The organism is Limnoraphis robusta BA-68 BA1 (assembly GCF_034932365.1).
GTDB lineage: Bacteria > Cyanobacteriota > Cyanobacteriia > Cyanobacteriales > Microcoleaceae > Capilliphycus > Capilliphycus robustus.
Genome location: NZ_JAYGHR010000091.1, coordinates 18,199 through 32,123 on the forward strand (window position 1 = coordinate 18,199; position 13,925 = coordinate 32,123).

The following is a 13,925-nucleotide window of genomic DNA, read 5'->3' on the forward strand; positions in this document are numbered from 1 at the left end:
GATGGGGAAATTCACCACCAAGACACTAAGACACAAAGCTTGTTGATGGGGAAATTCACCACCAAGACACTAAGACACAAAGCTTGTTGATGGGGAAATTCACCACCAAGACACTAAGACACAAAGCTTGTTGATGGGGAAATTCACCACCAAGACACTAAGACACAAAGCCAGAGATTAAAATCTCTGTCTAATAACAAATGTCCTCTTAAGAGGACTGAATAAGTCTAGCTATTCTTTGAGAAATTAAATATTTTTTACTCCCTTCTTGTTTTAGGAGAGGGGTTGGGGGTGAGGTTCAATCAAAAATTTCATCTAATTCTTGATATTCTGGTACTGTTGTATCAATTTCTTTTCCATGTCTTAATACAATTCTATCATGTTGAGAACGAGATAATAGTTCACTAAAAGAACGACCTTTAAAAATAATCAAATCCGCAGGTAATCTGACTCCAATTCTACCCACTGTTGATAATCCCATTAAATCCGCAGAGGTTCGGGTTACTGTTTGGGGCCAATCTCCAAAAGGATGATCGAAATGGGCAATTCTTACCGCCATTTTAAACACTTCTAAGCCATCGTGATCACCAAAATGATAAAACGGATCACGACAATTATCACTCGCTACAGCTACCGAAATTCCTGACTGTTTGAGTTCATGTAATAACGTTACTCCTCGCCAACGGGGTGTACAACTTAACGCTAAATTATCTTGATATTGTCGATCTTGCAAATACAAATTACACATCGGTAAACTAATAACCCCAATTTCCGCTTGTTTGACTAACGCGATGGTTTCTTTTACTTGTTCGGGAGGTTGAACGGCTAAACTACAACAATGACCACAAACTATTTTACCCGAAAATTCTGACTTTAATGCCGTTTCTGCAACTTTTTTTAATGTAATTGAATCAATATCGCCATTTTCATCTGCATGAAAATCTAAGTCTAATTCTCGTTCTTTGGCGAGTTCAAACACTCGTTCAATTTGCCGATCAATCTCTGGGTTCATATAGGCAACTCCGCCTAATATTCCCCCAAACTCAGCAACTTTATCCGCTAATTTTTCGCCTGCGGGAGTGAGATATTCTTCTAACGTGACTAAAGAAACGGCTTGTAAAATCAGTTTATCTGACCATTCTTGTTGTAACGTTCTAAAGACTTCCCAACTGATATCGGCTAACGTTCCGCCTGAATCTAAATGGGTTCTAATGGCTTTTGTTCCATGAGCATAACTACATTTTAATCCAAACTCCATCCGGCGATAAATATCTTCTGAATTCCAATTCTCGATATCTTCCCAAACCGCATTTAACGCGCTTTGAAATGTTCCGTCTGGGTTGGGGGTTCTTTCCCAAATATGACCTTTATCTAAATGAGTATGAACATCTACAAAACAAGGCCATACTTGTTTTTTCTGTAAATCAACGAAGGGACTGTCTGGGGTTTCAAGGGTTCCACTTGACACAATTTGAGTGATGATTCCCTCTGCAATTTCTAAATCAATATTAACCAAACCTTCTCGGTTCGGCGTTTGTTCTATAACAACATTACTCAATAAACAAGCGGGAATTTGAGCATTTTTCAGCCAATAATTAGATAGATTTGGAATCATTATTTACAATTCATCTTCTAAACTTTGCTGTAATTCTCGGACTCGGTTAGCAGATAATCCGGTAAAACCCACAACCTGTTCAACGGTCATTGCGCCTCTAAGTAAGTTTAACGCAATTTCGGCGATCGCATTTTGGCGACCTTGCTGGAAACCTCTCTCAACTCCTTGTGTTAAGCCTTCTTCTCGCCCTTCTTGTTTAATTTGTTGATAGATAACAGAAGTCAGGGCGGGTTCATCTAGGTTGTGAGTGAGTGACAGACATTTAGGGTGGAACCCGCCCCTACAAAACTGTCCCCTGTCCCCTCAAAGAGGGCTTATGTTAAAAACGCATTTTGAATATCCTAAAACTTCATATTACTTAAGATTTTGTAATTTTTGCTACGGTTCGACTTGGTTTTTGCTCTTACTCTAGTGAGTAATCCTGAAGGCTCCGGCTCGAAAGTCTAGTTTTCAAGGGGTTTGAGAGAGTTGACGAAAATCTCAGCAAATGTAACCGAACGTTAATAATTAATCTCCCGAATGTTACATAAGGTACAGACTGGGTTAATGAAATTGGTTAGGTTTGCACCAGGGGAACTTGTCAGCTTTGAAGTCAACTGCTTTTTGAAGCAAACGGAAAGAGGAATACTCAATGACAAGTACACTAGAGCCAACAACAAAGCTCAATAAATTTGAAAAATTAAAAGCAGAAAAAGATGGTTTAGCAGTTCAAACAGAAATTGAAGAATTTGCCCGCATCGGTTGGGAAGCAATGGATGAAACCGATCGCGATCATCGTTTAAAATGGCTAGGGGTATTCTTTCGGCCTGTAACACCGGGTAAATTCATGTTACGCCTGAGAATGCCGAGCGGAGTGATCACTAGCGAGCAGATGCGAGTTTTGGCAGAAATCGTTCAACGCTACGGTGATGACGGTAATGCTGATATTACCACAAGACAGAACCTTCAGTTAAGAGGAATTCGCCTCGAAGACATCCCAGATATTTTTCGTCGGATGCAACAAGTGGGGTTAACGAGTATTCAGTCGGGGATGGATAACGTGCGAAATATCACGGGTTCTCCGGTGGCGGGACTGGATGCCGATGAACTCTATGATACGCGAGAGTTGGTGCAACAAGTTCAAGACATGATCACCAACTCTAGTCAAGGGAACCCTGAGTTTACTAATTTACCGCGAAAGTTCAATATTGCGATCGCTGGTTGTCGGGATAATTCGGTTCATGCAGAAATTAATGATATTGCTTTTGTTCCCGCTTTTAAAAATGAAACGTTTGGCTTCAATGTATTAGTGGGTGGGTTCTTTTCCGCTAAACGATGTGAAGCGGCTATTCCTTTAAAAGTTTGGGTCAAACCCTCTCAAGTTGTCGCAATTTGTCGAGCCATTTTAGAAGTTTTCCGCGATAACGGGCCGAGAGCAAACCGTCAAAAATCTCGCTTGATGTGGTTAATTGATGAATGGGGAATTGACAAGTTTCGTAGCGAAGTCGAAAACCAAATGGGTGAGACTTTAGAAGCAGAAGCCGAAAAAGATGAAATCATCTGGGAAAAACGGGATCATATTGGGGTTTTTCCTCAGAAACAAACGGGATTTAATTATGTTGGCTTAAACGTTCCCATCGGACGGTTGTATGCTAATGATATGTTTGAATTAGCGCGTTTGGCTGAGGTTTATGGTCAAGGTGAAATTCGCTTAACGGTTGAACAAAATGTGATTATTCCTCACATTTCAGATTCTCGTCTAAACGCCTTTTTAACTGAACCTTTGCTCGAGCAATTTAGCATTAATCCCGCCCCGCTAACAAGAGCGTTAGTTTCCTGTACAGGCGCCCAATTTTGCAACTTTGCGATGATTGAAACCAAAAATCGCGCCTTAGCGTTAGTGAAGGAACTTGAGGCTGAATTATCTCTAGATAAACCTGTTAGAATTCACTGGACTGGCTGTCCGAATTCTTGTGGTCAACCGCAAGTCGCTGATATTGGTTTGATGGGAACAAAAGCCCGAAAAAATGGTAAAATGGTAGAAGGCGTTGACCTATTTATGGGTGGAAAAGTTGGGAAAGATGCCGAGTTAGGAAACTGTGTTCAAAAAGGAATTCCTTGTGAGGATCTTAAATCAGTATTACGAGATTTGTTAATTGAGAAATTTGGTGCAATGGTTAAATAAGTTATCTTGATTGCGACACCAATAATCAGATAATTATCAGTTTTTTATCAAGTTCGTCATTTTTGTCGTTAGTCTAACTAACGTTAGGATTACTTTACTCAATTTTCTAGAAAAATAAGGAGAAACTCAAAATGGTTGCTAAAGAAATGACTGCAAATTCTCAAACCCCTCAAAACATCATACTTCTCAAATCAATAACTGCAATTGGAGTGACAGTATTTAGCGGCTTTATGTTTATGAGTTGGCAAAATACGCTATCAGAATATCAAAAAGCTGAACAAAGTAAAAAAGCCGTTGCGACTCAAATTACCCCAACAACAGCTTCTAGAACTCCCGTAAAAACTGAACCCGTTGCAGCCAATTCTACTCAAACTCTTACTCAAAGTTCAGTTTCTACAACGGCTGAAAATCCTTCAACTCCCATTGTGAATTCTATTCCTCCAACAGTTGAAGCTGAAGCCGAAATTACTGACCCAAAACTGATTGAAAGTTTGAATCAAAAACTGTATAATCAAGTTGACACAGCTTGGCAAGAAACTCCCACATTTTCAGACAACTTAGTTTATCAAGTGAAAGTTCAGGAAAATGGAGAAATAGCCGATTATTCTCCTCTGAATGAAGCGGCTGTTCAACATCTATCCGAAGTTCCCCTCGATAACTTACAGGATCAAAAATCAGGTGAACTTTCCGCAAAAGTTGCTAAATTTTTAGTCGTCTTAACCCCCAGTGGCAGTTTACAAGTAAATCCCTGGATTGCCAACTAATATTCTTGTAGGGGCGGGTTCTGAATGAATTTATGTTTTCCCAGGAATAACTTACATAAACCCGCCCTTTACACCTCACCCGTCACCAGTTTTTTCAGTTAGCAGTTATCAGTTGTTCCCCGACTCCGGGGCGGGTTTATATCCGTTGTCTGCGGGGAATGATAAATCAATTCGGAACCCGCCCCTACACAAATTTCTGTTCTTTGTTTCCTATCTTACTTAAATCTATCAAGGAGAATCATTAATGCTCAACGAATTATGGTCATTACGCGGCAGATACAAAATTCTGCATTTGAGTTGGTTTGCATTCTTCCTGTCTTTTGTTGTTTGGTTTAACCTCGCCCCCCTCGCTACCGCCATTCAAGAAGACATGGGTTTAACGGTGGCACAAATCAGAATCCTGGCTATTTGTAACGTTGCTTTAACCGTTCCCGCCCGAATTATTATTGGGATGGTTCTGGATAGATTCGGCCCTCGAATTACCTATACTTGTTTATTAGTTTATGCGGCTATTCCTTGTATTGCTTTTGCGATGGCGCAAAACTTCAACCAACTGGTGATTTCTCGCTTGGCTTTAAGTATTGTAGGGGCAGGATTTGTTATCGGAATTCGGATGGTAGCCGAATGGTTCCCACCCAAAGAAATTGGTTTAGCGGAAGGAATTTATGGCGGTTGGGGAAACTTTGGTTCAGCCGGGGCTGCTTTTACTCTGCCAACCATTGCAGCCATATTAACCTTTGGAGGCGGTAGTATTATTAACTGGCGTCTAGCTATTGCTGGAACCGGAATTATTGCGGCAGTCTACGGAATTTTCTACTATTTCAACGTTCAAGATACGCCGTCTGGTAAAGTCTATCAACGCCCTGCAAAAGCCACTGGAATTGAAGTCACAACTGTTAAAGACTTCTGGTTTATGATGTTGATGAACATTCCTTTAAACGTTATTTTGGGTGTTCTCGCTTGGCGCTTAACGAAAGTCGGTTTCTTAACTCCCAGTGCAATGTATGTCGCTTGGATAGGTTTAGTTGGGTTGTATTTATTCCAAGCTTATGGTTGTTGGAATGTTAACAAAGACTTACTCACCGGAAAAAAACGTTATGCACCCAACGAACGTTACAACTTCTCTCAAGTCGCGTTATTAGAACTCACCTATTTTGTAAACTTTGGGTCTGAACTTGCTGCTGTTTCCATGCTTCCCGCCTTCTTTGAATTAACCTTTGGTTTAAACAAACAAGCCGCAGGAATGATAGCCGCCAGTTACGCCTTTATGAACCTTGCAGCCCGTCCCGGTGGAGGTTTAATTTCCGACAAATTAGGAAGCCGTAAAGCCACAATGGCTGTTTTAACCGCAGGGATGGGAATTGGTTATCTAATGATGGGTCGAGTAACGGGCGCTTGGTGGCTTCCCATTGCGGTGTTATTAACAATGGCTTGTTCCTTCTTTGTACAAGCAGGTGAAGGCTCTACTTTTGCGATTGTACCGCTCATCCGACGCCGTGTTACCGGACAAATTGCCGGAAATGTTGGGGCTTATGGAAATGTCGGGGCGGTGGCTTATTTAACCTTATTTAGCCTGTTACCCGAAGGTGATATTGGCAACCGAATCTTCTTTGAAGTGTTGGGTGTGGGTTCAATCATTGTGGCGTCGTTGTGTTGGTTTTTCCTAAAAGAACCCAAGGGGTCTTTTGCTGACCATCACGAAGGCGAGGAAGATTTACCCATTGTCAGCCAAGAACCTGTATTTGCATCCGAAACCAATCAATTCTAACCGTTAAGAATAAACTCCCCCCTTTTTAAGGGCAGGGCCGTTTCGTTCTAAAATTTTGCGATCGCTAAACCTTTGATGGGGGGCAAGTTTTAGGCTCTATTTAAACAGAAAATATCAAAACTGTTGAAATAATCCTCCTTTTCTTTACAGAGAAAGGCTTTTAAGATTTGGCGATCGCATTTTTGAACCGAGAATGAAACAGCCCTGCTTTTTAAGGGGGGTTGGGGGGATAAATTAGATGCAACTTTACAAAGAATTGGTATCAGGAAATCCCTCTGCGGGTGCAAACATTGCGCCCCTACAGTACACAATAATTGATAACTATTTATGACTGAACCGACGAAAACCCTTTGTCCTTACTGCGGTGTTGGCTGCGGTTTAGATGTATTACCGCCTGCGTTACCGGGAAAAGCAACAAACCGAGACAAACAAGGAAATCCGATTTGGCAAGTTCGAGGAAATCGCAATCATCCTTCAAGTCAAGGTAAAGTATGTGTAAAAGGGGCAACTGTGAGTGAATCTTTAGATAAAGACCGCCTCAAATATCCGATGATGCGAGATTCTCTCGATGAACCGTTTCGACAGGTGAGTTGGGATGAAGCGTTCGACCGAATTGTACAACAAATTCAAACGGTGCGGGTCACACAGGGGCCGGAAGCCATTTGTATGTATGGGTCAGGACAGTTTCAAACTGAAGACTATTATATCGCTCAAAAACTGTTAAAAGGCTGTCTGGGAACCAATAATTTTGATGCCAATTCTCGGCTTTGTATGTCTTCGGCGGTGTCGGGATATATCCAAAGTTTTGGGTCAGACGGGCCGCCTTGTTGTTATGATGACTTAGAACAAACCGATTGTGCGTTTTTAATTGGTACGAATACTGCTGAATGTCATCCGATTATATTTAACCGTTTACGGGTTCACCACAAGAAAAATAAACAAGTCAAACTGATAGTGGTTGACCCCCGTTGTACCCAAACCGCAGAAGCCGCCGATTTACATTTAGCCATTAAACCGGGAACGGATATTGATTTACTCAACGGGATTGCTCATTTATTAATGAAGTGGGGTTTATTTGATAGTTTATTTATCGATGATTGTACAAAATATTTACCGGAATATGCAGAAGTGATTCGTCATTATCCTCCCGGATTAGTTGCTCGAAAATGTGGCATTCGTTTAGATGATTTAGAAAAAGCTGCCCGTTGGTGGGGAGAGTCAAATCGGGTGCTTTCATTGTGGTCGATGGGGATGAATCAATCATCAGAAGGAACGGCAAAAGTTAGAACGTTAATTAACTTACATTTAATGACCGGAAATATTGGAAAACCGGGGGCGGGGCCGTTTTCTTTGACAGGTCAACCGAATGCAATGGGCGGACGAGAAGCAGGCGGACTGTCGCATATTTTACCCGGTTATCGAGTTGTTAAAAATCCCCAACATCGCGCTGAAGTCGAGGAATTTTGGGGACTCAAACCCGGAAGTATTTCTCCTAATCCCGGTTTAACGGCTTGGGATATGATAACAGGTTTAGAACAGGGAAATGTCGGGTTATTGTGGATAGCAGCAACCAATCCTGCTGTAAGTATGCCTGATTTAGAACGCACAAAAGCCGCTTATAGACAATCGCCTTTTACCGTTTATCAAGATGCCTATTATCCCACAGAAACGGCAGCTTTTGCTCATGTTGTTTTACCTGCTGCCCAATGGGGGGAAAAAACGGGAACGATGACGAATTCTGAACGGATGGTAACATTATGTCCGGCATTTCGTTCACCTTTAGGAGAAGCAAAAGCCGACTGGGAAATCTTTGCAGAAGTGGGGCGACGTTTGGGGTTTGTAGACCAGTTTAATTTTGAAAATTCTGCTGCGGTTAGGCGAGAATTTATTCAACTTACTCGTGACCGACCTTGTGAAATGACAGGAATTACTCACGAAGCGTTAAGTGAGTTTGGGCCGATACAATGGCCTTGTTCAGAAAGTAGTCAAGATGAACAGGTTTATAATAAGCGATTGTATACCAATTTCCGTTTTAATACCCCCGACGGACTGGCAAAATTTGCCGCTTATCATTCCAAAGGTTTGGCGGAACCTCCCGACCCAAATTATCCCTATGTGTTGACAACGGGGCGGCTTTATGGGCATTGGCACACGCAAACTCGCACGGGTCGTATTGAAAAAACAGCGAAAATGCACCCCCAACCGTTTATCGAAATTCATCCTCGGGATGCGGCGAAATTAGACATTAATGAAGGGGAAATAGTCGAAGTGCGATCGCGTCGAGGAATGGCAAGATTTCCTGCTAAAATAACAAAAGCGATTACACCCGGAACTGTATTTGTTCCCATGCACTGGGGAAGTTTATGGGCTGAACTTGCTGAAGTCAATAATCTCACTCATCCTGAATCTTGTCCTGATTCTTTACAACCGGAATTAAAAGCCTGTGCCGTTCAACTTTTAGCCGTTAAAAATGTGTTAAATCCCGAGTCGGTTAATTCGGAAAAACAGCAACTTTTCGTTTAAATCTAAAAACCAGGTTTTTTCAAAAAACCGGGTTTTTATAGCCTGTAGCTTGGGTTAAATGAAGTGAAACCCAACTCTTAAATAATTAGAGGTTGAATAATCTTAATTCGATTGAATTCTTCAAGGCTTATATCCGCAAGAATCGCTAAAGTTTCGCCCGTTGAACGCAAATTAATCGATATATCGTCCAGAAAACTACGTCCTGCATCAACTTCTGCTCCATCTACAAACTCTAAATCAGCTTCTGTAATGTTTCCTTGCAAGAGAATACTATCAGTACCCAAGCCATAATCAAGAATAACATCCGTTCCAAACCCAGGCCCAATTACAAACTGGTCGTTTCCATTGCCTCCTCTTATCGTATCGTTTCCCAAATCTCCAAACAGGAGGTCATTCCCCTCACTGGCATCCATATTATCATTACCTTGACCTCCAAATAGAGTATCATTTCCATTTCCTCCAGAAATCTCATCTTGGTCATTATTTCCAAAGATTAAATCGTTTCCATCGAACCCCCTCAGCACGTCGTTTCCGATATCACCAAACATCGTATCTGTTCCACTCCGACCAAAACTTCTATCACTCTGAACAATATCATCTCCTTTTCCGGCAAAAAGCCAGTTATTATCCCCAAAGGATAATAAAGAATCAGTCCCCAAGCCACCGATAAGGGTGTCACCCCCCCCCGACTTCCCACAAGGGTATCACCCCCATCTAGCCCAAAAATAGAATCTGCTTCGTCAGTTCCGACTAAGCTATCTGCGCCCTCTGTTCCAAAAATTTCTGCCATGATTTATTGGTGTAAATTCGACAACTGCTTCTTAAAGTTAACCCATCGATACCCATGAAGACCGTCAGCTTTTGTAAAATTCCCCATCCAAAATGTAAAGATTCGGTAAAATGTATTTATTCTGTCTCTTTTAATGAAGTTAAGCGTGAGATAAATATTGCTTATTCTACTTGGATTTGATATGTGTTTCCGAGGTTATTTTATAACCAATTATTCTTATAGTTAATTAATGAATCAGAACTTATAGCGGTGTGCGATCGTGTGAGGTACAAGCCAAAAACCCGGTTTCTCAAAGAAACCGGGTTTTTTTAGTCTCTACTGTACTTCATTCAACTGAAAACCGCTATATACCCCAACGTTACTTAAAACCCAACCCGTAGGGGCGCTCTTGCTTGCGCCCCAATATACGAAATGAATTAATAACTAATTCGGGGAAGCCGATGTTTGAAACCGCACAATATTTCCCAAGAAATTGTTCCCAAATCTGCTGCCCAGTCCTCAGCAGAAATAGTATTTTCACCTTCTTTTCCTAATAATGTTACCACTTCACCCACTTGTAAATCTGGCATTGAAGTCACATCTATCATCAGTTGATCCATCGTAATTGCACCAATTTGAGGTAAAAATTCACCCCTAACTAAAACCTTCATTTTGTTAGAAAGATTGCGGGGAACTCCATCAGCATAACCAATTCCCACTACAGCAATTCGAGTGGTTTTTTCAGCAATATATTGATAACCATAACTCACCCCGGTTCCCGCTTCAATGGTTTTAATTTGAGTCACTTTTGCCTTAACTTGCATCACCGGTTTGAGGTCAACAGTTGAGCGTAAATGAGTCGCCGGATATAAACCATAAATGGCTAAACCAACCCGTACCATATCATAATGTAACGCCGGATCGGTTAAAGCCGCAGCAGAGTTAGAAATATGTAAGCAGGGACGAGAAATAGGGGTTTTATTGAATCTCTTTTCAGGGTTAATGCCGAGTTGGGTAATAACTTTTTGGAAGCGTTGATGCTGTTGTCTCATAATCGTTTGATCGGGACTATCAGCCGTCGCAAAATGAGAATAAATTCCTGCAATTTTTAAATTCGGAAGTCGCTGGACTAACTGTACAAATTCCACCGCTTGTTGCCAAGATGTTCCTAAACGTGACATTCCCGTATCAATGTTGAGATGAACACTTAAAGTCCGGTTAAAAGAATGAAGCGTTTCTGAAAATAAAAGGGCTTGTTGAGGCGTGCAAAGTGTTGGTTGAAGTTGCCAATGAGAAATTGCTTTAACTTCATCAGGTGTATAAGCAGCACCCAAGACTAAAATAGGCTGTTTAATTCCAGCTTCGCGAAGTTCGATCCCTTCGGGAGTTGTAGCGACAGCAAACGCGCCTGCACCTGCGGTTTGGACAGTTTTGGCTATAGAAACCGCCCCATGACCATAGGCATCGGCTTTAACCACAGCCATGAGAGTTGTCTGAGGGGAAAGCAGCGTTTTAATTTGCTGAACATTGTAGGCGATCGCGGCTAAGTCAATTTCTAGCCAAGATCGTTGACAAATTTCATCATAAATTCCTCGTCCTCTCAACGCTAAAATCAGGCGATCTTTTTCTGAGGTGGGTTTTTTAGTGACCATGTTTTCATTCACTCCTCAAGTATTCTCAACATTGGTTGAATATAAAGCTTAGATCGCGATCGCACATTTGTATCGGGAAAATTCTTGCAGATCGGGAGATGGGGCGATCGGAAAAAAACTGAAAACTGAAAACTGGTCACTGGTCACTGATAACTGTTCACTGAAAACCTTGTCTCCCTGTCCCGGAAAGCGTTAAGCTGTGTTAATATCGTCTAAATACTATAATCGCAGCAAATCGTCAATGGGTAACGTTCTAGTATTGAACGCCTCCTATGAACCGCTAAATATTACCAGTTGGCGGCGGGCGGTGGTGTTATTACTCAAGCAAAAAGCTGAACGGGTTGAGCATAACGGAAAGTACCTTCTCCCAGACTTTCCTCTACCGACGGTGATCAGATTACGCCATTATGTCAGAGTTCCCTACAAAGACATTCCTCTAACTCGCAGGAATATCTTGCACCGGGATAGTCACACCTGTCAATACTGTGGCTATATCGGAGATGAACTAACGCTTGATCATGTGATTCCGCGATCGCGTGGAGGCGGGGAAACCTGGGAAAATCTGGTAACAGCTTGTGTTCGCTGCAATGTTAAAAAAGGAAGTCGCACGCCCAGAGAAGCCAGTATGATCCTACGTTATCCCCCCCGAAAGCCTTACAGTAGTCTTTACTTTGAAGTGACGAAACACGTCAAAAGCGGTATGAATCAAGAGTGGCAAAAATATGTAATTGGTCTTTAACCCCTGTTTGCTGAGAAAACAGGGGTTTTTGATTTTCTAGACCGTTTTTTTCAGTGAACGCTGTTTAGTGAAGAATTCTGCTATGCTAAATATTCCTGTTGAATGGGAACCGTCACGATGACCCATCTCTATTTGATTCGTCATGGCATCGCCGCCGAGCGAGAACTTTACGAAACCGATGAAGAGCGTCCTTTAACCAAAGAGGGCGATCGCAAAACCCGTAAAGTGGCTGAGAAACTGCTCGAGTTGAATCTAAAGTTTGATATTGTGCTGTCAAGTCCGTTAGTTCGGGCGCGTCAAACCGCAGATATTCTCAAATCTGTGGGTTTAACGGATCGTGTTGAAGAATTTCCCCCTCTGGCCCCGGAGGGTGAGATTAACTTTTGGTTGGACTGGTATCGAAACTGGAGTCAAACGCTCGGAGAGACTCTGGCTTTAGTCGGACATGAACCGGATCTGGGAAATTGGGCGGAAGTGCTAATTTGGGGAGATGTTCGAGGAGGTTTGATCGTCAAGAAAGCGGGTGTGATTGGGATCAGTTTACCGGAAACAGGTTCGCTGGTGGGAAATAGTCAACTGTTTTGGCTGAGTCCACCGAAATTTTTATTAAGCTGATGGCGATCCTCAGAAATAGCTGATTTCCCACTTTTCCTGTTTGTTAACTAAATGTTGTCAAAATGGTAACTGGATCAGTTGTTCTGATAATGTACCCTCAATAGGTTATATGTACATTGAGAAACGGCTATGACTTTCGTCGGCGAATACAAGCCTGGTTTAGAAGGTGTTCCTGCAACCTTGTCCAGTATTAGCTACGTCGATGGGCAAAAGGGAATACTTGAATATCGAGGCATTCGGGTTGAGGAACTCGCACAAAAGAGTTCCTTTCTAGAAGTAGCGTATCTTCTGATTTGGGGTAAACTTCCGACTCAAGAAGAACTCGAAAGCTTCGAGCATGACATTCGCTACCATCGTCGAATTAAATATCGCATTCGGGATATGATGAAATGCTTCCCGGAAACGGGTCATCCGATGGATGCGCTGCAAACCTCAGCCGCCGCATTGGGTTTATTCTACTCCCGTCGCGCCCTTGACAATCCCCAGTACATTGGAGAAGCTGTCGTGCGACTGTTGGCGAAAATTCCGACGATGGTCGCTGCTTTTCAACTGATGCGGAAGGGAAATGACCCGGTTCAACCGAGAGATGATCTCGACTATTCGGCGAATTTTCTCTATATGCTGAATGAACGGGAACCTCATCCCCTAGCGGCGAAGGTGTTTGATGTTTGTTTAACGCTTCATGCTGAACATACCATTAATGCTTCGACTTTTTCGGCAATGGTGACGGCTTCGACGTTAACTGATCCTTACGCGGTGGTGGCTTCTGCGGTGGGAACGTTAGCCGGACCCCTACATGGTGGGGCGAATGAAGAAGTGTTGTTCATGTTGGAAGAAATTGGTTCAGTGGAGAATGTTAGACCTTACCTGGATGGACTTTTAGAAAATAAAGCCAAAATCATGGGGTTTGGCCATCGGGTTTACAAGGTGAAAGATCCTCGCGCCACGATCTTGCAAAAATTAGCTGAGGAACTCTTCGAGGAATTTGGCCACGACAAATATTATGAAATTGCCCTAGAACTTGAAGCGGCGGTTCAAGATAATCTCGGACATAAGGGGATCTACCCGAATGTAGATTTTTACTCGGGTTTGGTCTATCGCAAGTTAGGCATTCCGACAGATTTGTTTACTCCGATTTTTGGGATCGCTCGTGTGGCTGGATGGTTAGCCCATTGGAAAGAACAATTGGGCAAAAATCGCATTTACCGTCCCACTCAAATCTATACAGGTTCTCACGGTGAACCCTACATTCCCATTGATGAACGAGCGGTGCCTCTCGGTGATCAGCTTGAACAAAATGGCAATTAGAGACAGTC

10 protein-coding genes and 1 pseudogene are annotated in these 13,925 nt (G+C 42.4%); 7 read left to right on the forward strand and 4 right to left on the reverse strand.

The window, feature by feature from the left end:
• Nucleotides 1-298 precede the first annotated feature (298 nt).
• Nucleotides 299-1,615: a cytosine deaminase gene (locus tag VB836_RS26470; protein ID WP_323224025.1), complete on the reverse strand. Its 1,317-nt coding sequence runs from the start codon at nt 1,613-1,615 to the stop codon at nt 299-301.
• A gap of 631 nt (nt 1,616-2,246) precedes the next feature.
• Here VB836_RS26470 and VB836_RS26475 point away from each other — a divergent pair.
• The 4 genes from VB836_RS26475 to VB836_RS26490 all read left to right on the forward strand — a co-directional run bounded on the left by VB836_RS26475 (nt 2,247) and on the right by VB836_RS26490 (nt 8,834).
• Entirely contained in the window at nt 2,247-3,779 is a 1,533-nt protein-coding gene (locus VB836_RS26475; RefSeq protein ID WP_323224027.1) for a ferredoxin--nitrite reductase, read from the forward strand.
• A 131-nt stretch (nt 3,780-3,910) separates the two neighbouring features.
• The gene (locus VB836_RS26480) at nt 3,911-4,543 is read left to right on the forward strand and encodes a hypothetical protein (RefSeq protein ID WP_323224029.1); all 633 of its coding nucleotides are present in this window, start codon (nt 3,911-3,913) and stop codon (nt 4,541-4,543) included.
• A 244-nt stretch (nt 4,544-4,787) separates the two neighbouring features.
• Nucleotides 4,788-6,311, forward strand: coding sequence for an MFS transporter (locus tag VB836_RS26485; protein WP_323224031.1), 1,524 nt, complete (start codon nt 4,788-4,790; stop codon nt 6,309-6,311).
• A gap of 327 nt (nt 6,312-6,638) precedes the next feature.
• Entirely contained in the window at nt 6,639-8,834 is a 2,196-nt protein-coding gene (locus VB836_RS26490) for a molybdopterin oxidoreductase family protein (RefSeq protein ID WP_323224033.1), read from the forward strand.
• A 77-nt stretch (nt 8,835-8,911) separates the two neighbouring features.
• On the opposite strand, the gene VB836_RS26495 is transcribed toward VB836_RS26490, so the two are convergent.
• The 3 genes and pseudogenes from VB836_RS26495 to alr all read right to left on the reverse strand — a co-directional run bounded on the left by VB836_RS26495 (nt 8,912) and on the right by alr (nt 11,255).
• Nucleotides 8,912-9,382, reverse strand: coding sequence for a calcium-binding protein (locus VB836_RS26495; protein ID WP_323224035.1), 471 nt, complete (start codon nt 9,380-9,382; stop codon nt 8,912-8,914).
• A 146-nt stretch (nt 9,383-9,528) separates the two neighbouring features.
• Nucleotides 9,529-9,624: pseudogene (locus VB836_RS30430) on the reverse strand (hypothetical protein); the annotation flags it as partial.
• Between the two features lie 416 nt (nt 9,625-10,040).
• A complete protein-coding gene (alr, locus tag VB836_RS26505) occupies nt 10,041-11,255 on the reverse strand; it encodes an alanine racemase (protein ID WP_323224039.1) in 1,215 nt (404 codons plus the stop codon).
• 241 nt (nt 11,256-11,496) lie between these two features.
• Between alr and VB836_RS26510 the strand changes: the two genes are divergently transcribed.
• The 3 genes from VB836_RS26510 (at nt 11,497) to VB836_RS26520 (ending at nt 13,917) form a co-directional block, all read left to right on the forward strand.
• On the forward strand, nt 11,497-11,994 hold the full coding sequence (locus VB836_RS26510) for an HNH endonuclease (RefSeq protein ID WP_046278650.1): 498 nt from the start codon (nt 11,497-11,499) through the stop codon (nt 11,992-11,994).
• A 117-nt stretch (nt 11,995-12,111) separates the two neighbouring features.
• Complete coding sequence (sixA, locus tag VB836_RS26515; protein ID WP_323224042.1) at nt 12,112-12,609, forward strand: phosphohistidine phosphatase SixA; 498 nt, start codon at nt 12,112-12,114, stop codon at nt 12,607-12,609.
• A gap of 129 nt (nt 12,610-12,738) precedes the next feature.
• Nucleotides 12,739-13,917, forward strand: a complete 1,179-nt coding sequence (locus VB836_RS26520) for a citrate synthase (protein ID WP_046278649.1) — start codon at nt 12,739-12,741, stop codon at nt 13,915-13,917.
• Nucleotides 13,918-13,925 lie beyond the last annotated feature (8 nt).

Excerpts from the sequence above, each read along its gene's own strand:
- sixA (WP_323224042.1), top strand. The coding sequence starts at position 12,112 with ATGACCCATCTCTATTTGATTCGTCATGGCATCGCCGCCGAGCGAGAA.
- VB836_RS26470 (WP_323224025.1), bottom strand. The coding sequence starts at position 1,615 with ATGATTCCAAATCTATCTAATTATTGGCTGAAAAATGCTCAAATTCCC.
- VB836_RS26475 (WP_323224027.1), top strand. The coding sequence starts at position 2,247 with ATGACAAGTACACTAGAGCCAACAACAAAGCTCAATAAATTTGAAAAA.
- VB836_RS26480 (WP_323224029.1), top strand. The coding sequence starts at position 3,911 with ATGGTTGCTAAAGAAATGACTGCAAATTCTCAAACCCCTCAAAACATC.
- alr (WP_323224039.1), bottom strand. The coding sequence starts at position 11,255 with ATGGTCACTAAAAAACCCACCTCAGAAAAAGATCGCCTGATTTTAGCG.
- VB836_RS26490 (WP_323224033.1), top strand. The coding sequence starts at position 6,639 with ATGACTGAACCGACGAAAACCCTTTGTCCTTACTGCGGTGTTGGCTGC.
- VB836_RS26485 (WP_323224031.1), top strand. The coding sequence starts at position 4,788 with ATGCTCAACGAATTATGGTCATTACGCGGCAGATACAAAATTCTGCAT.
- VB836_RS26520 (WP_046278649.1), top strand. The coding sequence starts at position 12,739 with ATGACTTTCGTCGGCGAATACAAGCCTGGTTTAGAAGGTGTTCCTGCA.
- VB836_RS26495 (WP_323224035.1), bottom strand. The coding sequence starts at position 9,382 with ATGTTTGGTGATATCGGAAACGACGTGCTGAGGGGGTTCGATGGAAAC.
- VB836_RS26510 (WP_046278650.1), top strand. The coding sequence starts at position 11,497 with ATGGGTAACGTTCTAGTATTGAACGCCTCCTATGAACCGCTAAATATT.